This window comes from Burkholderia sp. AU45251 (genome assembly GCF_030482905.1).
GTDB classification, from domain to species: domain Bacteria; phylum Pseudomonadota; class Gammaproteobacteria; order Burkholderiales; family Burkholderiaceae; genus Burkholderia; species Burkholderia aenigmatica.
This window is the reverse complement of sequence record NZ_JAUJQH010000039.1, coordinates 15628-36585: the sequence shown is the minus strand read 5'-3', so window position 1 is coordinate 36585 and position 20958 is coordinate 15628. Positions and strand designations below refer to the sequence as shown.

Here is a 20958-nt window from a genome sequence, read left to right as displayed (position 1 = left end):
TTCCAGCCAGAATGCCGCGGATTCCGCGGCATTTTTTTCGTCGGAAGCATTGATGCGGAATGCGCAATGCTGCGGTGCATGCAGTCAGCGGGGAGTCGCGGAATTTATAATCGCTAACCGGGGTCATAAGCGCATCGCAGCAGTGTGCCGCGGCTTTACTTGTACAGAGGAGGTGCGCGTGTCCTTCACGCTGCATGGCATTCCCGTCTCACGTGGTATCGCGATCGGGCGAGCGTATCTGATCGCGCCGGCGGCGCTCGACGTCGCCCATTACCTGGTCGAGGCAAACCAGATCGATGCGGAGGTCGAGCGCTTCCGCACGGCGCTCGAGGTCGTGCATCACGAACTCGAAGCGCTGCGCGCCGATCTGACCGACGACACCCCGAGCGAAGTCGGCGCATTCATCGACGTGCACGCGATGATCCTGAGCGACGAGATGCTCGTGCAGGAAACCATCGACCTGATCCGCACGCGCCGCTACAACGTCGAGTGGGCGCTGACCGAGCAGCTCGAGCTGCTCACGCGCCACTTCGACGACATCGAGGACGAATACCTGCGCGAGCGCAAGGCCGACATCGAGCAGGTGGTCGAGCGCGTGCTGAAGGCGCTCGCCGGTGCACCGTCCGCGTCGCAGGCATTGGACCGCGCGGCCAAGAACGGCACGAACGAGATGATCGTCGTCGCGCACGACATCGCGCCGGCCGACATGATGCAGTTCAAGTCGCAGTCGTTCCAGGCGTTCGTCACCGACCTCGGCGGGCGCACGTCGCACACGGCGATCGTCGCGCGCAGCCTCGGCATTCCGGCCGCGGTCGGCGTGCAGCACGCGAGCGCGCTGATCCGCCAGGACGACCTGATCATCGTCGACGGCGACCAGGGCATCGTGATCGTCGATCCGGCGCCGATCGTCCTCGAGGAATATTCGTACCGGCAGTCCGAAAAGTTGCTGGAGCAACGCAAGCTGCAGCGTCTGAAGTTCTCGCCGACGCAAACGTTATGCGGCACCAAGATCGAGCTGTACGCGAACATCGAGCTGCCCGACGACGCGAAGGCGGCCGTCGAGGCCGGTGCGGTCGGTGTCGGGCTGTTCCGTTCCGAGTTCCTGTTCATGCATCAGAAGGAGATGCCGGAGGAGGAGGAGCAGTTCGCCGCGTACAAGCGGGCCGTCGAGTGGATGAAGGGCATGCCGGTGACGATCCGCACGATCGACGTCGGCGCGGACAAGCCGCTCGAGGCGCTCGACGAAGGCTACGAGACGGCGCCGAACCCGGCGCTCGGTCTGCGCGCGATCCGCTGGAGCCTGTCCGAGCCGCAGATGTTCCTCACGCAGTTGCGTGCGATCCTGCGCGCGTCCGCGTTCGGCCAGGTGAAGATCCTGATCCCGATGCTCGCGCACGCGCAGGAGATCGACCAGACGCTCGACCTGATCCGCGAGGCGAAGCGCCAGCTCGACGACGCGGGGCTCGCATACGATCCGAACGTGCGGATCGGCGCGATGATCGAGATTCCGGCCGCGGCGATCGCGCTGCCGCTGTTCCTGAAGCGGTTCGATTTCCTGTCGATCGGCACGAACGACCTGATCCAGTACACGCTCGCGATCGACCGCGCCGACAACGCGGTCGCGCATCTGTACGACCCGCTGCATCCGGCCGTGCTGCACCTGATCGCCTATACGTTGCGCGAAGCGAAGCGCGCGGGCGTGTCGGTGTCGGTCTGCGGGGAGATGGCCGGCGATCCGGCGCTCACGCGCCTGTTGCTCGGGATGGGGCTCACCGAGTTCTCGATGCACCCGAGCCAGTTGCTGGTCGTGAAGCAGGAGATCCTGCGTGCGCACCTGAAGGCGCTCGAAAAGCCGACGGCCGACGTGCTCGCCGCGTTCGAGCCGGAAGAAGTGCAGGCCGCGTTGCAGCGCCTGTCGGTTGCCGAACCGCGCGCCGACGCGGCTGCGTAGGCGCTCACGGCGCCGCTCAAACTGTAGGAAGTGTCACAACGCATGCGCCGAACGGCGCATGCCCGTCGTGCGTCAGTGCCGGCCCCCGCACACGGGGCAGTCGGCCTGGCGCGCGATTTTCATCGTCGTCCATTCCATCCGCAGCGAATCGAGCATCATCAGCCGCCCGTTGAGCGTCTTGCCGATGCCGCCGATCACGCGCAGCGCCTCGGCGGCCTGCATCGCGCCGATGATCCCGACCGTCGGCGCGAACACGCCCATCGTCGCGCACGCGACTTCCTCGAACGGCTGGTCTTCCGGAAACACGCACGCATAGCAGGGCGCGGCCGGGTCGCGGAAATCGAACGTGCTGATCTGGCCGTCGAAGCGCAGCGCGGCGCCCGACACGAGCGGCACACCGTGCGCGACGCACGCGCGGTTGATCGCGTGTCGCGTCGCGAAGTTGTCGGTGCAGTCGAGCACGACGGTCGCGCGCGGTACGTGCGCGTCGAGCCACGCGTCGTCGACGCGCTCGGCGACCGCGTGCACCTTCACCTCGGGGTTCAGTTGCGCCAGCGCGTCGCGCCCCGATGCGACCTTGCTGCGGCCGACCGATGCCGTCACGTGCAGGATCTGCCGCTGCAGGTTCGTCAGGTCGACCGTATCGGCGTCGACGAGCGTGATCGTGCCGACGCCCGATGCCGCGAGATACATCGCGGCGGGCGAGCCGAGACCACCCGCGCCGACGACGATCGCGTGCGCATCGAGAAAGCGCTGCTGCGCCTCGATGCCGATTTCGTCGACGAGGATGTGACGGGAGTAGCGAAGGAGTTGATCGTCGTTCATGGGGAGTCGTGAGCGAGGCGGCGGACGTGTCGTTATTTTAGGCGCGCATGAAAAACGGGCCATCGCGGTCTTCCCGCGATGGCCCGTCGGATGCCGGCCGGCGCTTACTGCGGCGCCGACGCGGGCTTGGGTGCGGCTGCCGGCTTCGCGCTTGCGCTCGATGCCTTCGAGCCCGCCGCAGCCTTGCCGGCCGGGCTCTTCGTCGTGCTCTCGGCGAGCAGCGACTTCGATTCCTGGACCGGCTTGCCTTCGAGCTTGTTGAGCGCCTGCTGCATCATGAAGTCGTCGGCGCTGCCGAACTCGATCGGCTTGCGATCGCGATCCTTCTGGCGCTGCTCCGGCGTCTTCTTGTCGTTCTGCTCTTCGAGGATCCGCAGCTGATCCATCCGGCGCTGCTCGCGGTCTTCCTGTTCCTTCTTCTCGTTCGGATCCTGCGTGTTCGCGAGGTGGTTCGAGTAGTCGACCTCACGCGTCACGAGCACGTCGTCCGGATCGCCGTCCGCGTACTGATCGACCGGCACGTCCGGCGTGATGCCCTTGTTCTGGATCGAACGGCCGCTCGGCGTGTAGTAGTACGCGGTGGTCAGGCGCAGCGCGGTGTCGGCCGTCATCGGGCGGACCGTCTGCACCGAACCCTTGCCGAACGTCGTCTTGCCCATGATCTGCGCGCGCTTCGAGTCCTGCAGCGCACCGGCGACGATTTCCGACGCGGACGCCGAATAGGCGTTCGTCAGCACGATCATCGGCACGGTCTTGAAGACCGGCGGCAGGTTCTTCAGCGGATCGCCATCGAAGGACGGCAGGCGATAGTTGTCGTACGTATCGCGGTAGACCTGCTTCGAATCGGCGATCTGGCCGTTGGTCGACACGACGACGGAGTCGGGCGGCAGGAACGCGCCGGCCACGCCGACCGCGCTCTGCAGCAGGCCGCCGCCGTTGTTGCGCAGGTCGAGGACGAGGCCCTTCAGGTTCGGCTGCTGGCGTGCGATGTCCTGCAGCTTCTGGGCGAGATCGGGCGTCGTGCGCTCCTGGAAGCTCGTGATGCGGACATAGGCGTAGCCCGGATCGAGGATCTTCATCTTCACGCTCTGGACCTTGATGATCGCGCGCGTGACCGTGACCGGGAACGTGCGGTCGTCGCTCTTGCGGAAGATCGTCAGCGTGACCTTGGTGCCCGGCTCGCCGCGCATCTGCTTCACGGCCTTGTCGAGCGTCATGCCGCGCACCGGCTTGTCGTTGATGCGCGTGATCAGGTCGCCCGGACGGATGCCGGCGCGGAACGCGGGCGTATCTTCGATCGGCGAGATCACCTTGACGAGGCCGTCTTCCTGCGAGATCTCGATGCCGAGACCCGCGAAGCGGCCCTTCGTCTGCTCCTGCAGCTCGTCATAGTCGGTCTTGTCGAGGAACGACGAGTGCGGGTCGAGGCTCGACACCATGCCCTTGATCGCGGCCGTCAGCAGCTTCTTGTCGTCGACCGGTTCGACGTACTCGCGCTTGATCTGTCCGAAGACTTCCGCGAACAGGCGGAGCTGGTCGAGGGGAAGCGGCGCCGTGGCGGTCTGCTCGGCCGATGCGGAAACCTGCAGCGTGGCGAACACGCCCGTGGCGAGGCCCGCGGCAATCAGGCCGATGTTCTTCAATTTCATTCGCATAGAGATCTGGTGCGGTCGGGAAGCGCGTGGCGGTAGCGGGGATGATGTAGCGGACAAGTATAACTGTTCGTCCGATAACTCAGTGGAACGGCGCGAAAAGCGTCGAAAAGGGCCGGGAGCCAGCCCGGCGGGGCGCCGCCGCATGCGTTGCGGGTTCGAAAGCGGTTTCGACAGCGCCGGAGCCGCGAAGGTTCGCGCAGTGCGCCGGGCAGGGGCGGAGGCCGGGCATGCCGCGCCGGACGCGGCTCACCCGGCCGACGGGCGTTAGCCCGCCTTGCCCTGCTTCGCGACGGCGGCTTGCGCCTGCGCGATCGCGTCCTGGTCGCCGAGGTAATAGTGCTTGATCGGCTTCAGGTTTTCGTCGAGTTCATACACGAGCGGCACGCCGTTCGGGATGTTCAGGCCGACGATGTCGCTGTCCGAGATGCCGTCGAGGTACTTGATCAGCGCGCGCAGCGAGTTGCCGTGCGCGGCGATCAGCACCTGCTTGCCGGCGCGGACTGCCGGCGCGATCGACTCGTTCCACAGCGGCAGCACGCGCGCGACCGTATCCTTCAGGCATTCGGTGAGCGGCAGTTGCTCGCGCGGCACCTTCGCATAGCGCGGGTCGTTGAACGGCGCGCGTTCGTCGGTCGGCTCGAGCGCGGGCGGCGGCGTGTCGTAGCTGCGGCGCCACACGAGCACCTGGTCGTCGCCGAACTTCGCGGCCGTTTCCGCCTTGTTCAGGCCCGACAGCGCGCCGTAGTGGCGCTCGTTCAGGCGCCACGAGTGGACGACCGGCAGGTACATGAGGTCCATCTTGTCCTGCACGTGCCACAGCGTGCGGATCGCGCGCTTGAGGACGGACGTGTACGCGATGTCGAACGTGTAGCCGGCCTCCTTGAGCAATTCGCCGGCCTGGTAGGCCTCGTTGCGACCCTGTTCGGTCAGGTCGACGTCGACCCAGCCGGTGAAGCGGTTTTCCTTGTTCCACGTCGATTCGCCGTGGCGGATGAGAACGAGTTTGTACATGGATCTTGCGGTCGGTAGTGAAGGAAGCTGTGGCGCATCGAGCAGGACCCGACCCGGGCCCGCCATCGCGCAAGACGGTTATTTTATAATGGCGGGATTGTCCTCATCCGATTTCTCTTTTTCCGGCGGAATTCCGTGACGTTCTTTACCGATTACACCAACCTGGCCCTTATCGCGATCCTGGTGGTATCCGGCGGCCTGCTGGCCTGGCCCGTGCTGCGCCGCGGCCGTGGCGGCCTGTCGGCCGCAGAGGCGACGCAACTCATCAACCGCCGCAACGCGGTCGTGATCGACGTGCGCGCCGCGTCCGATTTCGCTGCCGGCCACCTGCCGTCGGCACGTCAGGTCGCGGCGGGCGAGATCGGCACGAAGATCGCGCAGGTCGCGAAGAACAAGAGCACGCCGGTGCTGCTCGTCTGCCAGAACGGCCAGCAGTCGCAGAAGGCGGCGCGCGAGGTCGAGGCGGCGGGCTACGCCGAGGTGCACGTGCTCGAGGGCGGCGTGGCCGCCTGGCAGCAGGCCGGGATGCCGGTCGTCAAACAAGGAGTGGCGAAGTGAACAAGGTTTTGATGTACAGCACGCAGGTGTGTCCGTATTGCATCCAGGCCGAGCGCCTGCTGAAGCTGCGCGGTGTCGAGCAGATCGAGAAGGTCCTGATCGACCGCGATCCGGCCCGCCGCGACGAAATGATGACGCGCACGGGGCGCCGCACGGTGCCGCAGATCTATATCGGCGACACGCACGTCGGCGGTTACGACGATCTGTCAAAGCTCGACCGCGAAGGCGGGCTCGTCCCGCTTCTGCAAGCGGCCTGATTAGGGCAGAATGGCCGCCGGCCGCGCTGCGGCTTGAGCGCGCAGGATTATCCGAGGCGGCCGGCGAGAAGCCGGGCCGCCCCGTCACCACTTTTAGGGAAACACCATGTCCGACGTCGAAAACCAACCGTTCTTCAACATCCAGCGCGTCTACCTGAAGGATATGTCGCTCGAGCAGCCGAATTCGCCGGCGATCTTCCTCGAGCAGGACATGCCGTCGGTTGAAGTCGAAGTCGACGTCAAGGCCGACCGCCTCGCGGAAAGCGTGTTCGAAGTCGTCGTGTCGGGCACCGTCACCGCGAAGGTGAAGGACAAGGTCGCGTTCCTGATCGAAGCGAAGCAGGCCGGCATTTTCGACATCCGCAACATTCCGGACGAACAGCTCGACCCGCTCGTCGGCATCGCATGCCCGACGATCCTGTTCCCGTACCTGCGTTCCAACATCGCCGACGCGATCACGCGCGCGGGCTTCCCGCCGATCCACCTGGCGGAAATCAACTTCCAGGCGCTGTACGAACAACGCCTCGCGCAGCTTCAGCAGCAGGCCGGTGCCGCAGCAGGTGCACCGAACGGCACGACGCTGAACTGACGTTTCATTCGGAGGACCGGTGCTGGGTATGAAAGTAGCCGTTCTCGGCGCCGGTGCCTGGGGCACCGCGCTCGCGGGCCATCTGGCCGCGCGGCACGATACGCTTCTGTGGGCGCGCGACGCCGCGCTCATCGCCGGGCTGCAGGCCCGGCACGAAAATTCCCGCTATCTGGACGGCATCGCGCTGCCTGACGCATTGCGCTACGACGCCGATCTCGGCGCCGCGCTCGCGCATGGCGCCGCGGACGACGCACTGTGCGTGATCGCCGCGCCCGTGGCCGGGCTGCGCACGCTGTGTCACGCGATGCGCGACGCAGGCTGCGTGCCCGCGCACGTCGTCTGGGTTTGCAAGGGCTTCGAGGCCGACACGCATCTGCTGCCGCATCAGGTGATAGCGGCCGAGCTGCCCGAACAGCACAGCAACGGCGTGCTGTCGGGGCCGAGCTTCGCGCGCGAGGTCGGGCAGTCGCTGCCCGTCGCGCTGACGGTGGCAAGCACGTCCGCCGAATGCCGCGAGCGCACGCTCGCTGCGTTCCATCACGGCGCGATGCGGATCTATACGGGCGACGACGTGGTCGGCGTCGAGGTTGGCGGCGCGGTGAAGAACGTGCTCGCGATCGCGACCGGCATCGCCGACGGCCTCGGTCTCGGGCTGAACGCACGCGCCGCGCTGATTACGCGCGGGCTTGCCGAAATGTCGCGGCTCGGCGTCGCGCTCGGCGGCCGCGCGGAGACCTTCACGGGCCTCACGGGCCTCGGCGACCTGATCCTCACCGCCACGGGCGACCTGTCGCGCAACCGCACGGTCGGCCTGCAACTGGCGGCCGGCCGCACGCTGAACGATATCCTCGGCGCGCTTGGCCACGTGGCCGAAGGCGTGCGCTGCGCGCAGGCCGTGCTGGCCATCGCGCGCGCGCAATCGATCGAAATGCCGATCACCGAAGCCGTGTGCGGCGTGCTGTTCGACGGCATCGCGCCGCGCGACGCCGTCAGCGGCCTGCTGCGGCGCGACGCGCGCGCCGAGTAACGTGGCACGGCGCCGTCTGGCGCCGTGTTTGCGTCGGGCGCGCGGCGTCAAAGCGCGCTACGCTTGAACAGTCTCCGGCGTTCCGGGAGGTTGTCATGCTGCAGATCCATTCCACCACGCTCGATGCGCAGGTCGTCGACATCACGACACTCGATGTCGACGCGATCGTCAACGCCGCGAACGGCTCGCTGCTCGGCGGAGGCGGCGTCGACGGCGCGATCCACCGCGCGGCCGGCCCCGGCCTGCTCGCCGAATGCCGCACGCTCGGCGGCTGCGAGACGGGCGATGCCAAGCTCACGCGCGGCCACGGGCTGCCGGCGCGCTATGTGATCCACGCGGTCGGGCCCGTGTGGCATGGCGGCGGGCGTGGCGAGGCCGAGCTGCTCGCGTCGTGCTACCGGCGCGCGATCGAGCTGGCCGAGGAGGTCGCGGCAACGTCGATCGCGTTCCCGGCGATCAGCTGCGGCATCTATCGCTATCCGGCTGAAGAAGCCGTCGAGATCGCGGTGGGCACCGTCGCCGAAATGCTGCCGCAGGCGCCAAACCTCGCACGCGTGGTGTTCGCGTGCTTTTCCCCCGACATTTATGACCTGTATCGCGCGCGGCTCGCGCGGACGTGACGCGTCCCGCGGGGCGGGATGCGCCGCGCCGGCGTCATGCGCCGCCTTCGAAGCCGGCCTGGCGCCACGCCTCGAACACGACCACCGCGACCGTGTTCGACAGGTTCAGGCTGCGGTTGTCCGGCCGCATCGGCAGGCGCACGCGCTGTTCGTTCGGGAAGCGCTCGAGCAGCTCCGCGGGCAGGCCGCGTGTTTCCGAGCCGAACACGAACCAGTCGCCGGGCAGGAATGCATGATCGTGGAAACGGCCCGAGCCGCGCGTCGTGAACGCGAACATTCGCGTGGGGTCGGGCGTTTCTGCCGTGACGAACGCGTCCCAGTCGCGGTGCACGCGCATCTGCGCGTACTCGTGATAGTCGAGGCCCGCGCGGCGCATGCGCGCGTCGTCGAGCGGGAAGCCGAGCGGCTCGATCAGGTGCAGGCGCGCGCCCGTGTTGGCGCACAGGCGGATCACGTTGCCGGTGTTCGGCGGAATTTCGGGAGCGACGAGGACGACGTTGAACATGTATCGGTTTGGCTGGGCCGGCCGGGGCAGCGCGACGCGTGCGCGTTCCCGGCCGGCCGGTTCATGACGGCCGCCGCCGTATCCGGGCGGCTGGCCTCTCTATCTAATTAGTCCCTGGCGGTGCGCAGCGCAACCAGATTCGTCACGCGTGCGGCGCCCGCCGCCTTGAGCGCCTGCGCGGCGGCCGCGAGCGTCGCGCCGGAGGTCATCACGTCGTCGACGAGCGCGACGTGGCGGCCGGCGACGCCACCCGCCACCGCGAATGCCGCCATCACGTTGTCGCGCCGTGCGTGCCGGTCGAGCCGCGACTGCGGCGCGGTGTCGGCGACGCGCGCGAGCAGCGCCGCATCCGCGCGCACGCCGAGCCGCCGCGCGAGCGGACGCGCGATCGCCCACGCCTGGTTGTAGCCGCGCGCGACGAGCCGCCGGTGCGACAGCGGCACCGGCGCCACCAGGTCGAAGCCGCCGGCGCCGGGCGTATCGTCGGTCAACCGGGCGAGCCGCGCCGCGAATTCGGCGCCGAGCGCGAGTTGCCGGTGAAACTTCAGGCCGCGCGCGAGCCCGTCGAGCGGCGCGCGGTAATCCGCCAGTGCGAGCGTTGCATCGAACGGCGGCGGTGCCGCACGGCACGCGTCGCAACGGTACGCGGCTGCACGGCCGGCGGCGCGAGCGCCGCGGGGCGGGGGCGAACGAGCGTGCCCGATGCCCAGCGGCAGCGCGCAGACGTCGCAGCGCAGCCGCGCTTCATTCCAGTACGCGGCGTCGCAAGCGCCGCAAATCACGGCGTGTGACAAATTGCCGCACAGTGCGCAGCGATTGGGTAGCGCGACCGCGGCGACGCGCGCTGCCAGCGTGCAAACCTGCGACAAAGCGACGCGCATCGTACGTCGGGCGGAACTGCGGATCATCGCAACACTCCTGACACCCCGCCTCAATGAAGCCTGCGGGGCGAGCGAGTATACTTCGGGCTCTTCGCCAGTGTGCCCGACATGTCCCCAGCTTCGACTTCAACCGGCCGTCCGGCCAATGACGCAAGGCGCCTGCGGCGGATTTTCGACCGCCGTGCCGCCACGTTCGATGCGGTCGCGTTCCTGCCGCGCGAGATCGCGCAGCGCATGAACGAGCGTCTCGAATACATCAAGGTGAGCCCCGCAGCCGTGCTGGACGCGGGCTGCGGCCCGGGCGACGACCTGCCGGCGCTGCGCGCGCGCTTTCCGGAGGCGCCCGTATTCGGCGTCGACCTGTCGGGCGCGATGCTCGCGCGAGCGGGGCAGCGCGAGGTCGAGCAGACGAGCTGGCGCCGCTGGCTGCCGGCCTCGCTCGGCCGAGCACTGGGCCAGCGCGGCCCGCGCGTCGCGCAGGCCGATTTCGCCGCGCTGCCGTTCCCTGGCGGCGCGTTCGACCTGATCTGGTCGAATCTCGCCCTCCACTGGCATTCGCGCCCGGACGCAGTGCTGCCCGAATGGCAGCGCGTGCTGCGCGTCAACGGGCTGCTGATGTTCAGCACGCTCGGCCCCGATACCCTGCGCGAACTGCGCGCGGCCTGCGCGGACGCCGAAGCGGCGCTCGGCATGGCGCCGCCCGCCGCGCGTGTGATCGATTTCGTCGACATGCACGACCTCGGCGACATGCTCGTCGAGAGCGGCTTCGAGATTCCCGTGATGGATCAGGAAGTGCTGACCGTCACCTACAAAACCTCCGATTCCCTGCTGGCCGACGTGCGCGGCTGGGGCGCCTATCCGTTCGACCGCGAGGCGCCGCAGCGCGCGACGCGGCGCTTTCGCGCGGCGCTCGGCGACGCGCTGGAGGCCCGCCGGCGCGCGGACGGCACGATTCCGCTGACGTTCGAAGTGATCTACGGCCACGCCTGGAAGGCCGTGCCGCGCACGACCGCCGAAGGGCACGGGATCGTGCGCATCGAAGACATCGGAAAGGGGCGTCCGAAGAATCGGTAAAGCGGTAAAGAGGGGTTTTGTTATGTCTGAAATTAGCAGCGCAAAGCGGGGTCGAATTGGCGCCTAAAATGGCCGAAAAGCTTGTCGCGCTTGGCTCGCGGGCCGATAGTCGCTTGCTTGTGGATGCCATTGAACCCGCCTATAATGCGTCAGCTTGTCGTCCCGGGGTCCCCGCAATACGGGGCGACGAGTCCGATGCAGGCATGCATCGCATGCCATTCGCGTGAGGCGGCGATGGAAGCAGCGAGGGTTTTGGCGGAGACGACGAACGGCGAGCCGGTCCTCGAAGACTGGCTCATGAAACGCAATTGTTCGGCGTCGCCGCGCCAGTTCGTGCTGTTTTACGCGTCGCTCGCGGGCTTCTCGCTGGTGATCGCGACATTGCTGATGTGGCGGGGGGCTTGGCTCGTCATGCCCTTCACCGGAATCGAGTTGCTGGCTGTGGGTGTCGCATTTGCGATTTATGCTCGCCATGCGGTCGATTACGAACGCATCAGGCTGTATCCGCACCGGCTCGTGATCGAGCGGATGGATGCGGAGCGGCTCACGCAGATCGAATTCAACCCGCGCTGGGTGCGGGTCGAGCCGGGTGCGACGCCACGCGATCCGATTCGGCTGGTATCGCGCGGGCAGACCGTCGTAATCGGGCAGCATCTCGCGCAGTACAAGCGCGCGCAGTTCGCCGACGAACTGCGCGTGTCGCTCAGGCGCTGCGGCTGACGAGGCGCGGGCACCGGCGGATATGGCCGGCGGCTTGCGACGGGGGAGGGTTTGAATGGAAATTTTGGGTAAGGATGCTATGAAAACAATCAAGCGAGCCCTCACGGGCGTGCTGGCATGCAGCGGATTGCTCTTTGCCGGTGCCGCCCTGGCGGTCGGTGATAGCCCGGGCGGCCCCCGCGTCAACGAGATCAACTTTCAGCCGCCTGTCACGAAGATCGCCGAGGAGCTCTACGATCTCCACACGATGATGCTGATCCTGTGTACGGTGATCTTCGTCGGCGTGTTCGGCGTGATGTTCTATTCGATCTTCGCGCACCGCAAATCCAAGGGCCACAAGGCCGCCAATTTCCATGAAAGCACGACCGTCGAGATCATCTGGACGATCGTGCCGTTCGTCATCGTCGTGCTGATGGCGCTGCCGGCGACGAAGGCCGTCGTCGCAATGAAGGACACGACGAACGCCGATCTCACGATCAAGGTCACCGGCTACCAGTGGAAGTGGGGCTACGACTACGTGAAGGGCCCGGGCGAGGGCATCGGCTTCCTGTCGACGCTCAGCACCCCGCGTGACGAAGTGATGGGCAAGAAGCCGATCACCGACACCTACCTGCAGGAAGTCGACAACCCGCTCGTCGTGCCGGTCAACAAGAAGATCCGCATCATCACGACCGCGAACGACGTCGTCCACTCGTGGTACGTGCCCGCGTTCGGCGTGAAGCAGGATGCGATCCCCGGCTTCGTGCGCGACACGTGGTTCAAGGCCGACAAGGTCGGTACGTTCCGCGGTTTCTGTACCGAGCTGTGCGGCAAGGAACACGCGTACATGCCGGTCGTCGTCGAAGTCCTGTCGGAAGACGACTACGCGAAGTGGGTCACCGCGCAGAAGGCCAAGCTGGCCAGCGCCGCAGTCGATCCGAACAAGGTCTACACGATGGCTGAACTCGTCGCGCACGGCGAGGACGTCTACAAGGCGAACTGCGCAGCCTGCCACCAGGTGAACGGCAAGGGTCTCGGCGCATTCCCGGCGATGGACGGCAGCGCGATCGTGAACGGCCCGATCGCCGGCCACGTCGAGCGCGTGCTGCACGGCAAGGGCGCGATGCCGTCGTGGGCGTCGCTGTCGGATCTCGACATTGCATCGGTCATCACGTACGAACGCAATTCGTGGGGCAACCACAAGAACGACCTGCTGCAGCCGAAGCAAGTGGCCGACGCGCGTAACGGCAAGATGCCGGAAGACGCGGCGGGCGCAGCGGCAGCCGCACCGGCCGAAGCAGCTTCGGCGCCGGCGCAAGCCGCGTCGGGCGCAGAGCAGCCGGCCGCAGCGGCTTCGGCCGCCCTGTCGACGATCTACTTCGAGACGGGCAAGAGCGTGCTGCCGGCCGACGCGAAAGCGGCGATCGCCACCGCGGCCGACTATGCGAAGGCACATCCGGACGCGAAGCTCGCGCTGTCGGGCTTTACCGACAAGTCGGGCTCGGCCGACGCGAACGCCGAACTGGCGAAGCATCGCGCACAAGCCGTGCGCGACGCGCTGAAGGCAGCAGGCGTGGCGGAAGACCACATTATTCTCAAAAAGCCGGAAACGATCACGGGCGGGGCGGACGCGAAGGAAGCCCGGCGTGTCGAGATCGGCCCGGCGGCTTGACGTGTCGCTGAGTTAGTCGACGTATTCGCATTAGGAGATTCTCATGTCTAGCATCGGGCACGACGTAGCCGCGGACCACGCGCACGACGACCACGCGCACGAAATGCCGCACGGCTGGCGGCGCTGGCTGTTCGCCACCAACCACAAGGACATCGGTACGCTGTACCTGTTGTTCTCGTTCATCATGTTCCTGTCGGGCGGCGTGATGGCGCTCGCCATCCGGGCCGAGCTGTTCGAGCCGGGCCTCCAGATCATGCGTCCGGAGTTCTTCAACGAACTCACGACGATGCACGGCCTGATCATGGTGTTCGGCGCGATCATGCCGGCGTTCGTCGGCTTCGCGAACTGGATGATTCCGCTGCAGATCGGCGCGTCCGACATGGCGTTCGCGCGGATGAACAACTTCAGCTTCTGGCTGCTGCCGGTCGCGGCCGTGCTGCTGGTCGGTTCGTTCTTCGCGCCGGGTGGCGCGACGGCTGCCGGCTGGACGCTCTACGCGCCGCTGTCGACGCAGATGGGCCCGGGCATGGACTTCGCGATCTTCGCGGTGCACATCATGGGCGCGTCGTCGATCATGGGCGGGATCAACATCGTCGTGACGATCCTGAACATGCGCGCACCGGGCATGACGCTGATGAAGATGCCGATGTTCGCATGGACGTGGCTGATCACGGCCTACCTGCTGATCGCGGTGATGCCGGTTCTGGCAGGCGCGATCACGATGGTGCTGTTCGACCGCCACTTCGGCACGTCGTTCTTCAACGCGGCAGGCGGCGGCGATCCGGTGATGTACCAGCACATCTTCTGGTTCTTCGGCCACCCCGAGGTGTACATCATGATTCTGCCGGCGTTCGGGATCGTGTCGCAGGTGATCCCGGCGTTCGCACGCAAGACGCTGTTCGGCTATAGCTCGATGGTGTACGCGACGGCTTCGATCGCGATCCTGTCGTTCATGGTCTGGGCGCACCACATGTTCGCAACGGGCATGCCGGTCACCGGCCAGCTGTTCTTCATGTACGCGACGATGCTGATCGCGGTGCCGACGGGCGTGAAGGTGTTCAACTGGCTCGCGACGATGTGGCGCGGCTCGATGACGTTCGAAACCCCGATGCTGTTCGCGATCGGCTTCCTGTTCGTGTTCACGTTCGGCGGTCTGACGGGCCTGATGCTCGCGATGGCGCCGCTCGACATCCAGTATCACGGTACCTACTTCGTGGTGGCGCACTTCCACTACGTGCTGGTGGCCGGCTCATTGTTCGCGCTGTTCTCGGGCTGGTACTACTGGGCGCCGAAGTGGACGGGCTGGATGTACAACGAGACGCGCGGCAAGATCCACTTCTGGGCGTCGATGATCTTCTTCAACCTGACGTTCTTCCCGATGCACTTCGTCGGTCTCGCAGGCATGCCGCGTCGCTATGCGGACTACCCGGCGCAGTTCACGGACTTCAACCAGGTGGCGACGATCGGTGCATTCGGCTTCGGCCTCGCACAGGTGTACTTCCTGTTCGCAGTCGCGCTGCCGGCCTACCGTGGCGGCGGCGAGCTGGAAAAGGCGTCGGACAAGCCGTGGGATGGCGCGACGGGCCTCGAGTGGACGGTGCCGAGCCCGGCTCCCTTCCACACGTTCGAGCAACCGCCGCACGTCGAATAAGTTTCACCGTGCGCTCCGCCGCTGCCTGCCGTTGCAGGCAGGCGCGGCGGGCGCCGAACCGAAGTGTCAGATGAACCGGAATCCACAAGAAAGACGAACGCCCGAGCAGATTCGCGCGGGCAACAAGCGGCTCGGCCTCATCCTGCTCGTCATCGCCGCCGTCTTTTTTATGGGTGTCGTGATCAAGCAGTGGTGGCTGTCCACACACTGATGCAGTAACGGACGCAGTAGCGAGGAAGTTGTCGTATGTCGAAGCCGGAAGAGGGCGCCGTCGATCGCGCGTTCAATCGTTCGATGCTGGTGAAGCTCTTCGTCGTGGCCGGGCTGATGTTCGGTTTCGGCTTCGCGCTGATCCCGATGTACCGGGCGATCTGCCAGATCACCGGCATCAACAACCTGGTGCAGCGCGATGTCAGCGAGCGCGAGGTGAAGAACTCGCAGGTCGATTACAGCCGCACGGTGTCGGTCGAGTTCGATGCGAACGCGCGCGGCCCGCTCGGATTCAAGCCGGAGCACAACAGTCTCGACGTGCATCCGGGCGAACTGACGACGATCGTGTACGACGTGACGAACGGGCAGGGCAGGCCGGTCGTTGCCCAGGCGATTCCGAGCTACGCGCCGAAACAGGCGACGGAGTTCTTCAAGAAGATCGAGTGCTTTTGCTTTACGCAGCAGACGCTGGCCGCGAACGAGTCGCGCAAGATGCCGGTGGTGTTCGTGATCGATCCGAAACTGCCGAAGGATGTGAAGACGATCACGCTGTCGTACACGTTCTTCGAGCTGAATACGCCGGCCACGCCGGCGCCGGCGCCGGGCAAGACCGCGGCGCAGGGCGCGGCGAAGCCGGACGCATGACGACGGAGGCGGGGCGATGACGGAGGTCAAGCGGGGTGGGTCGTTCGGTCAGGCGCTGAAAGCGGTGCTGTGGTCGTTCTTCGGGGTGCGCAAGCGGCGCGACCTGGAGGCCGACGCGACGCAGCTGAATCCGCTGCACGTGCTGATCGTCGCGTTGTTGGCAGCCGGTGTGTTCATCGGCGTGCTGATCCTGATCGTGCGTGCCGTCGTGGGCTGAAGCCCGCGGCCACGAAAGAATGCAGTGCGCGGCGCCACGGCGCCGCGTGCAGGAAGGAGCGGTGGTGGTCACGCCGCGCAAGAAATAAAGCCGGAGCGGTTTCCGGTACACAAATTGGACTGAAGTGGAGAATCAAGCATGAGCGGTCAAAACCAGACCCCGTACTATTTCGTGCCGCATCCGTCGCAGCATCCGATCAGCGCGGCCATCGGCCTGCTGGTCATGCTCGGATCGACAGCGCTGTGGATCAACGGTCACGACTGGGCGCCGTTTACGGCGCTGCTCGGCCTGCTTTGGTTGCTCTTTACGCTGTATCACTGGTTCGGCGACGCGATCGCCGAATCCGAAGGCGGTCACTACGGCAAGAACGTCGACAAGTCGTACCGCTGGAGCATGAGCTGGTTCATCTTCTCGGAAGTCATGTTCTTCGGCGCGTTCTTCGGCGCGCTGTTCTATGCACGTGAAATCGCGCTGCACCAGCTCGGCAGCCTCGACTACAAGCTGATCTGGCCGGATTTCTCCGCCGTGTGGCCGAACGAAGGCCCCGCCGCGCTCGCCGGTCACTTCAAGACGATGGGCCCGTGGCCGATCCCGACGCTGAACACGGCATTCCTGCTGTCGTCGGGCGTGACGCTGACGATCTCGCACCACGCGCTGCGTGACGATCATCGCAAGAAGGCGATCGCCTGGCTGGCCGCGACGCTCGCGTTCGGTATCTGCTTCCTGTTCCTGCAGGGCTTCGAGTACTACCACGCGTACAACGAACTGAACCTGACGCTGAACTCGGGTGTGTACGGTTCGACGTTCTTCCTGCTGACGGGCTTCCACGGTTTCCACGTGTTCCTCGGCGGCACGATGCTCGCGGTGGTGCTGGTGCGGATGATCCGCGGCCACTTCAAGCCCGATCACCACTTCGCATTCGAAGGCGCCGCGTGGTACTGGCACTTCGTCGACGTCGTCTGGCTCGGCCTGTACGTCGTCGTCTACTGGCTGTAAATGGAACAACGGCCCGCGCAGCAATGCGCGGGCCGTTTTCATTGGGGTCGGCCGGGCAGCCCGGCTGCCGGCCTTCACCACCCTGGCGCCGCCGCGACTCAGTCAGGCGGCGCTTTTGCTTGGTGGCGCGACCGTGCGGCGAAATGTCACAGCGGCCGCAGCGGCAAACGGATCAACGCCCGATCGGCAGGCCGGTCGAATGGATCCAGCCCATCCCGTTCGCGATCAGGATGAGCAGGAACAGCGACACCGACAGCCCGACGCGGGTGGCGAGCGACCAGACCATGCGTTTCGTGTGGCCGCGGTCGTGCATCATGAAGTAGAGCGCCGAGCCCATGCTGGCAATGATGAGGACGAAGGCGATGGGAACGAGTATGTGCATGACACGAACCGGACGACGGCAATTCGAAAGGAAGAGGATAATTATCGCACTTCGCTTTCGGGCAGGTGCCGGGCGGGCCGCATGATGAAGATCCGCTGGCTGCCTGCGCTGCTGATTCTCGTCGTCGTCGCGATCACGATCCGTCTCGGTTTCTGGCAGCGCGACCGCGCGCACCAGAAGGAAGCGCTGCAGGCGAGCATCGAGCGCTACGAGCAGGCGGCGCCCGTCGAAGTCGGCGCGCAGCCGATGCCGCTCGCGTCGATCGAGTTCCATCGCGTGCGGGCGACGGGCCGTTTCCTGCCCGAGCAGGCCGTGTTCCTCGACAATCGGCCGTATAACGACCAGCCGGGTTTTTACGTCGTGATGCCGTTTAAACTCACGGGCGGCGGCGTCGTGCTCGTGAACCGCGGCTGGCTGCCGCGCAATATCTCCGATCGCACGGCGATCGAGCCGTTCGCGACGCCCGCGGGCGACGTCGAGGTCGTGGGCATCGCGCGCGCCGACGCGTCGCGTGCGTTCGAGCTCGGCGAAGGCGGGTCGGCGGCGCACCAGAAGATCCGGCAGAACCTGGACGTCGCCGCGTATGCGAAGGAAACGGGGCTGCCGCTGCAGCCGTTCGTGATCCAGCAGACGAGCGACGACGGCGACAAGCTCGTGCGCGACTGGCCGGCGGCGACGACCGGCGTCGAGCGCAATTACGGTTACATGTTTCAGTGGTGGGGCATGGCGGCGGCCGCGCTCGGTTTCGGCTTGTACGCGGCGCGACGCGCGGCGAAGAAGTCGTCCGACGCGTGAATGCGATGCCCGGACGCGGCGAGGACGCCGCGGGTTCGTTTCGAGAGGTCTGATTTGTCCATGCAATCTTCCCGTCAGGGTCCGGCCGCTGCGCCGATCTCGCCGGCGGCCCGCAAGCGCGGCCGCTGGATGCTCGTGCTGCTGGGTCTCGTGTGCGCCGCACCGATGATCGCGTCGTACTTCACCTATTACGTGATCAAGCCGAAGGGCGGCTCGACCAACTACGGCACGCTGATCGAGCCGCAGCGCCCGATCCCCGCCGATCTGCAGGTGACCGACGAAACCGGCAAGACCGTGCCGCTGTCGTCGCTGCGCGGCGTGTGGCTGTTCGTGATGACCGACAGCAGTGCGTGCGACAAGGCATGCGCGGAGAAGCTCTATTTCATGCGCCAGATCCGCGTCACGCAGGCGGGCGAGCGGCACCGGCTCACGATGGTGTGGCTGCGCAGCGATGCGGGCGCAATGCCGCAGAAGGTGCTGGATGCGTACCCGGACACGCGCCGGCTCATCGCCGACCCGGCCGCGGTAGCCGCGTGGCTGCCGGCCGACGCGGGCACGAAGGACAGCGACCACATCTACATGGTCGACCCGAACGGCAACCTGATGATGCGCTTCCCGAAGGATCCGAACCCCAGCAAGATCAAGTCGGACGTGACGAAGCTGCTGAAGTGGTCGAGCATCGGCTAAGGCAATACGAGAGGCAATGAACCGATGTCGTATCTACTGCAACTCGGCCTGATCGGCTTCTGCATCGCGCTGCTGCCGCTGTCGTACGTGTGGGTGAAGGCCGACGACAACAAGTTTCGCAAGCTGGTGTGGATCACCACCTTCCTGACGCTCGACCTGGTGATGTTCGGCGGCTTCACGCGGCTGACCGATTCGGGGCTCGGCTGCCCGGACTGGCCCGGCTGCTACGGCACGTCGTCGCCGTTCATCGCACACGCCGCGATCACGGCCGCGCACCAGGCGATGCCGACGGGCCCCGTCAGCATGTCGAAGGCGTGGATCGAGATGATCCACCGCTATTTCGCGATGGCGATCGGCGTGCTGATCATCGCGCAGGTCGTGATCGCGTGGACCGCGCGGCTGCGCCGCCGCCCGCTGCACGTGTCGCCGTGGTGGCCGACGAGCCTGCTGCTGCTGATCCTCGTGCAGGGCGCGTTCGGCGCGTGGACGGTCACGATGAAGCTGCAGCCGGTGATCGTCACGATCCACCTGCTGCTCGGCCTCACGCTGCTCGGCACGCTCGGCTGGCTCGCGGCGCGGCAGACGCCGCTGCCGTCGTATGACCCCGAAGCCGGCCGCTATCGCGCGGCCGCGCTCGCGGCGCTCGTGCTGCTGGTCGTGCAGATCGCGCTCGGCGGCTGGGTGAGCACCAACTACGCGGTGCTCGCGTGCACCGACTTCCCGACCTGCAACGGCCAGTGGATCCCGCCGATGGACTTCCAGCACGGCTTCCACCTGTGGCGCGCGCTCGGGATGACGAAGGACGGCGAGGCGATCACGCAGGACGCGCTGGTCGCGATCCACTGGACGCACCGCACGTTCGCGTTCGTCGTGGTCGCGTACCTGGTCGCGTTCGCGCTGAAGATGCGCCGTTTCGAGTCGCTGCGGCGGCCCGCGAACGGCGTGCTGCTGGTCGTCCTGCTGCAGTTCGTGACGGGCCTGACCAACATCGTGCTGCAGTGGCCGCTGCCGGTCGCCGTCGCGCACAACGGCGGGGCCGCGATCCTGCTGCTGCTCGTCGTCATGTTAAACTTTCGCATCCTTTCAAGCCGCCCCGGCCGTGTCGCGCAGCCTGCGCGCGACGCCGCCCCGGCGTGACCGCCCCCATGCAAAGCACCCTTTCCCAATCGCCCGGTAGCCGGTTTTCGCAGTACATGGCGCTGACGAAGCCGCGTGTCACGCAGCTCGCGGTGTTCTGCGCGGTGATCGGCATGTTCCTCGCGACGCCGGGCATGGTGCCGTGGCATGTGCTGATCGGCGGCACGGTCGGCATCTGGCTGCTGGCCGGCGCCGCGTTCGCAATCAACTGCCTCGTCGAACAGAAGATCGACGCGATGATGCGTCGTACCGCGTGGCGCCCGTCCGCGCGCGGCGAGATCACGACGCCGCAGATCCTGATTTTCTCGGCCGTGCTCGGCAGCGTCGGCGCATGGACGCTCTATACGTTCACGAACCCGCTGACGATGTGGCTGACGATCGCCACCTTCGTCGGCTACGCAGTGATCTACACGCTGCTGCTCAAGCCGATGACGCCGCAGAACATCGTGATCGGCGGCGCGTCGGGTGCGATGCCGCCGGCGCTCGGCTGGGCCGCGGTCACCGGCGCGGTGCCGGGCGACGCGTGGATCCTCGTGCTGATCATCTTCGTGTGGACGCCGCCGCATTTCTGGGTGCTCGCACTCTATCGCCGCAAGGATTACGAGAATGCGGGGCTGCCGATGCTGCCCGTCACGCACGGCGAGAAGTTCACGCGGCTGCACATCCTGCTGTACACGGTGATCCTGTTCGCGGTCACGCTGATGCCGTTCATCTCCGGGATGAGCGGGGCCGTCTACCTGACGAGCGCGGTGCTGCTCGGCGCGGTGTTCCTCGCGTATGCGTGGAAGATCCATCGCGATTATTCGGATGAACTCGCCCGCAAGGCCTTCCGCTACTCGATCGTCTACCTGTCGCTGCTGTTCGCCGCGCTGCTCGTCGATCACTATGCACGCCCGCTGCTCGGCGTGTAACCG

At 66.5% G+C, this 20958-nt stretch carries 24 protein-coding genes; 18 read left to right on the top strand and 6 right to left on the bottom strand.

The features are described from left to right. Positions 1–178: 178 nt before the first annotated feature. Positions 179–1951, top strand: a complete 1773-nt coding sequence (ptsP, locus tag QZM67_RS37390; protein WP_043187426.1) for a phosphoenolpyruvate--protein phosphotransferase — start codon at positions 179–181, stop codon at positions 1949–1951. Positions 1952–2023: 72 nt separating this feature from the next. Here the strand turns inward: ptsP and QZM67_RS37385 are convergent, their stop codons facing one another. From QZM67_RS37385 to gpmA, 3 genes are all read right to left on the bottom strand, one after another. Further along, complete coding sequence (locus tag QZM67_RS37385; protein WP_301811049.1) at positions 2024–2776, bottom strand: HesA/MoeB/ThiF family protein; 753 nt, start codon at positions 2774–2776, stop codon at positions 2024–2026. 104 nt (positions 2777–2880) lie between these two features. After that, entirely contained in the window at positions 2881–4431 is a 1551-nt protein-coding gene (locus tag QZM67_RS37380; RefSeq protein WP_301811047.1) for a S41 family peptidase, read from the bottom strand. 264 nt (positions 4432–4695) lie between these two features. Then, the gene (gene gpmA / locus QZM67_RS37375) at positions 4696–5442 is read right to left on the bottom strand and encodes a 2,3-diphosphoglycerate-dependent phosphoglycerate mutase (RefSeq protein WP_027789056.1); all 747 of its coding nucleotides are present in this window, start codon (positions 5440–5442) and stop codon (positions 4696–4698) included. A gap of 135 nt (positions 5443–5577) precedes the next feature. Here gpmA and QZM67_RS37370 point away from each other — a divergent pair, with 135 nt between their 5' ends. The 5 genes from QZM67_RS37370 to QZM67_RS37350 all read left to right on the top strand — a co-directional run bounded on the left by QZM67_RS37370 (position 5578) and on the right by QZM67_RS37350 (position 8493). Beyond that, on the top strand, positions 5578–6000 hold the full coding sequence (locus QZM67_RS37370; RefSeq protein WP_089451322.1) for a rhodanese-like domain-containing protein: 423 nt from the start codon (positions 5578–5580) through the stop codon (positions 5998–6000). After that, on the top strand, positions 5997–6257 hold the full coding sequence (grxC, locus tag QZM67_RS37365) for a glutaredoxin 3 (protein WP_039346228.1): 261 nt from the start codon (positions 5997–5999) through the stop codon (positions 6255–6257). Before QZM67_RS37370 ends, grxC begins: the two co-directional genes overlap by 4 nt. A 106-nt stretch (positions 6258–6363) precedes the next feature. Next, the gene (secB, locus tag QZM67_RS37360) at positions 6364–6846 is read left to right on the top strand and encodes a protein-export chaperone SecB (RefSeq protein WP_011353285.1); all 483 of its coding nucleotides are present in this window, start codon (positions 6364–6366) and stop codon (positions 6844–6846) included. Between the two features lie 28 nt (positions 6847–6874). Next, positions 6875–7873, top strand: a complete 999-nt coding sequence (locus QZM67_RS37355; RefSeq protein ID WP_011353284.1) for an NAD(P)H-dependent glycerol-3-phosphate dehydrogenase — start codon at positions 6875–6877, stop codon at positions 7871–7873. A gap of 95 nt (positions 7874–7968) precedes the next feature. After that, complete coding sequence (locus QZM67_RS37350; RefSeq protein ID WP_043187212.1) at positions 7969–8493, top strand: O-acetyl-ADP-ribose deacetylase; 525 nt, start codon at positions 7969–7971, stop codon at positions 8491–8493. Between the two features lie 34 nt (positions 8494–8527). On the opposite strand, the gene trmL is transcribed toward QZM67_RS37350, so the two are convergent. Next, entirely contained in the window at positions 8528–8998 is a 471-nt protein-coding gene (gene trmL, locus QZM67_RS37345; RefSeq protein ID WP_175026595.1) for a tRNA (uridine(34)/cytosine(34)/5-carboxymethylaminomethyluridine(34)-2'-O)-methyltransferase TrmL, read from the bottom strand. Positions 8999–9105: 107 nt separating this feature from the next. Next, complete coding sequence (locus QZM67_RS37340) at positions 9106–9906, bottom strand: ComF family protein (RefSeq protein WP_301811042.1); 801 nt, start codon at positions 9904–9906, stop codon at positions 9106–9108. 81 nt (positions 9907–9987) lie between these two features. Here QZM67_RS37340 and QZM67_RS37335 point away from each other — a divergent pair, with 81 nt between their 5' ends. The 8 genes from QZM67_RS37335 (at position 9988) to QZM67_RS37300 (ending at position 17043) form a co-directional block, all read left to right on the top strand. Continuing rightward, positions 9988–10953 carry a methyltransferase domain-containing protein gene (locus tag QZM67_RS37335; protein ID WP_175026184.1) on the top strand — a complete coding sequence of 322 codons (966 nt, stop codon included), beginning with the start codon at positions 9988–9990 and terminating at the stop codon, positions 10951–10953. A 195-nt stretch (positions 10954–11148) separates the two neighbouring features. Continuing rightward, on the top strand, positions 11149–11673 hold the full coding sequence (locus QZM67_RS37330) for a DUF2244 domain-containing protein (protein ID WP_046544359.1): 525 nt from the start codon (positions 11149–11151) through the stop codon (positions 11671–11673). 55 nt (positions 11674–11728) lie between these two features. Beyond that, the gene (coxB, locus tag QZM67_RS37325; RefSeq protein WP_043187220.1) at positions 11729–13324 is read left to right on the top strand and encodes a cytochrome c oxidase subunit II; all 1596 of its coding nucleotides are present in this window, start codon (positions 11729–11731) and stop codon (positions 13322–13324) included. 43 nt (positions 13325–13367) lie between these two features. Continuing rightward, a complete protein-coding gene (gene ctaD, locus QZM67_RS37320; RefSeq protein ID WP_031401318.1) occupies positions 13368–14975 on the top strand; it encodes a cytochrome c oxidase subunit I in 1608 nt (535 codons plus the stop codon). A gap of 70 nt (positions 14976–15045) precedes the next feature. Continuing rightward, positions 15046–15186 (top strand): cytochrome oxidase small assembly protein, encoded by a 141-nt coding sequence (locus tag QZM67_RS37315; protein WP_043187223.1) that lies wholly within the window; start codon positions 15046–15048, stop codon positions 15184–15186. 35 nt (positions 15187–15221) lie between these two features. Next, positions 15222–15830: a cytochrome c oxidase assembly protein gene (locus QZM67_RS37310; protein WP_043187224.1), complete on the top strand. Its 609-nt coding sequence runs from the start codon at positions 15222–15224 to the stop codon at positions 15828–15830. Positions 15831–15846: 16 nt separating this feature from the next. Further along, on the top strand, positions 15847–16047 hold the full coding sequence (locus QZM67_RS37305; RefSeq protein ID WP_021163748.1) for a DUF2970 domain-containing protein: 201 nt from the start codon (positions 15847–15849) through the stop codon (positions 16045–16047). Positions 16048–16185: 138 nt separating this feature from the next. Further along, positions 16186–17043: a cytochrome c oxidase subunit 3 gene (locus QZM67_RS37300; protein ID WP_011353274.1), complete on the top strand. Its 858-nt coding sequence runs from the start codon at positions 16186–16188 to the stop codon at positions 17041–17043. Between the two features lie 172 nt (positions 17044–17215). On the opposite strand, the gene QZM67_RS37295 is transcribed toward QZM67_RS37300, so the two are convergent. Continuing rightward, complete coding sequence (locus QZM67_RS37295) at positions 17216–17425, bottom strand: twin transmembrane helix small protein (protein WP_043187227.1); 210 nt, start codon at positions 17423–17425, stop codon at positions 17216–17218. 84 nt (positions 17426–17509) lie between these two features. On the opposite strand from QZM67_RS37295, the gene QZM67_RS37290 reads away from it, so the two are divergent. The 4 genes from QZM67_RS37290 to cyoE are packed head-to-tail and all read left to right on the top strand — an operon-like array spanning position 17510 to position 20955. After that, a complete protein-coding gene (locus QZM67_RS37290; protein WP_235996292.1) occupies positions 17510–18220 on the top strand; it encodes an SURF1 family protein in 711 nt (236 codons plus the stop codon). Positions 18221–18280: 60 nt separating this feature from the next. Continuing rightward, positions 18281–18907 carry a cytochrome C oxidase subunit I gene (locus QZM67_RS37285; protein ID WP_175026187.1) on the top strand — a complete coding sequence of 209 codons (627 nt, stop codon included), beginning with the start codon at positions 18281–18283 and terminating at the stop codon, positions 18905–18907. Positions 18908–18931: 24 nt separating this feature from the next. Continuing rightward, entirely contained in the window at positions 18932–20044 is a 1113-nt protein-coding gene (locus tag QZM67_RS37280; RefSeq protein ID WP_175015871.1) for a heme A synthase, read from the top strand. Positions 20045–20052: 8 nt separating this feature from the next. Next, positions 20053–20955 carry a heme o synthase gene (gene cyoE, locus QZM67_RS37275; protein WP_011353269.1) on the top strand — a complete coding sequence of 301 codons (903 nt, stop codon included), beginning with the start codon at positions 20053–20055 and terminating at the stop codon, positions 20953–20955. Positions 20956–20958 lie beyond the last annotated feature (3 nt).

Bases quoted from the DNA above. Each gene is read 5' to 3' on its own strand.
- QZM67_RS37300 (WP_011353274.1), top strand. From the start codon at position 16,186: ATGAGCGGTCAAAACCAGACCCCGTACTATTTCGTGCCGCATCCGTCG.
- QZM67_RS37315 (WP_043187223.1), top strand. From the start codon at position 15,046: ATGAACCGGAATCCACAAGAAAGACGAACGCCCGAGCAGATTCGCGCG.
- cyoE (WP_011353269.1), top strand. From the start codon at position 20,053: ATGCAAAGCACCCTTTCCCAATCGCCCGGTAGCCGGTTTTCGCAGTAC.
- QZM67_RS37335 (WP_175026184.1), top strand. From the start codon at position 9,988: ATGTCCCCAGCTTCGACTTCAACCGGCCGTCCGGCCAATGACGCAAGG.
- coxB (WP_043187220.1), top strand. From the start codon at position 11,729: ATGGAAATTTTGGGTAAGGATGCTATGAAAACAATCAAGCGAGCCCTC.
- secB (WP_011353285.1), top strand. From the start codon at position 6,364: ATGTCCGACGTCGAAAACCAACCGTTCTTCAACATCCAGCGCGTCTAC.
- QZM67_RS37290 (WP_235996292.1), top strand. From the start codon at position 17,510: ATGAAGATCCGCTGGCTGCCTGCGCTGCTGATTCTCGTCGTCGTCGCG.
- QZM67_RS37380 (WP_301811047.1), bottom strand. From the start codon at position 4,431: ATGCGAATGAAATTGAAGAACATCGGCCTGATTGCCGCGGGCCTCGCC.
- QZM67_RS37350 (WP_043187212.1), top strand. From the start codon at position 7,969: ATGCTGCAGATCCATTCCACCACGCTCGATGCGCAGGTCGTCGACATC.
- QZM67_RS37295 (WP_043187227.1), bottom strand. From the start codon at position 17,425: ATGCACATACTCGTTCCCATCGCCTTCGTCCTCATCATTGCCAGCATG.
- gpmA (WP_027789056.1), bottom strand. From the start codon at position 5,442: ATGTACAAACTCGTTCTCATCCGCCACGGCGAATCGACGTGGAACAAG.
- QZM67_RS37310 (WP_043187224.1), top strand. From the start codon at position 15,222: ATGTCGAAGCCGGAAGAGGGCGCCGTCGATCGCGCGTTCAATCGTTCG.
- QZM67_RS37280 (WP_175015871.1), top strand. From the start codon at position 18,932: ATGTCGTATCTACTGCAACTCGGCCTGATCGGCTTCTGCATCGCGCTG.
- QZM67_RS37305 (WP_021163748.1), top strand. From the start codon at position 15,847: ATGACGGAGGTCAAGCGGGGTGGGTCGTTCGGTCAGGCGCTGAAAGCG.
- QZM67_RS37385 (WP_301811049.1), bottom strand. From the start codon at position 2,776: ATGAACGACGATCAACTCCTTCGCTACTCCCGTCACATCCTCGTCGAC.
- ctaD (WP_031401318.1), top strand. From the start codon at position 13,368: ATGTCTAGCATCGGGCACGACGTAGCCGCGGACCACGCGCACGACGAC.
- trmL (WP_175026595.1), bottom strand. From the start codon at position 8,998: ATGTTCAACGTCGTCCTCGTCGCTCCCGAAATTCCGCCGAACACCGGC.
- QZM67_RS37340 (WP_301811042.1), bottom strand. From the start codon at position 9,906: ATGATCCGCAGTTCCGCCCGACGTACGATGCGCGTCGCTTTGTCGCAG.
- QZM67_RS37285 (WP_175026187.1), top strand. From the start codon at position 18,281: ATGCAATCTTCCCGTCAGGGTCCGGCCGCTGCGCCGATCTCGCCGGCG.
- QZM67_RS37330 (WP_046544359.1), top strand. From the start codon at position 11,149: ATGCAGGCATGCATCGCATGCCATTCGCGTGAGGCGGCGATGGAAGCA.
- QZM67_RS37355 (WP_011353284.1), top strand. From the start codon at position 6,875: ATGAAAGTAGCCGTTCTCGGCGCCGGTGCCTGGGGCACCGCGCTCGCG.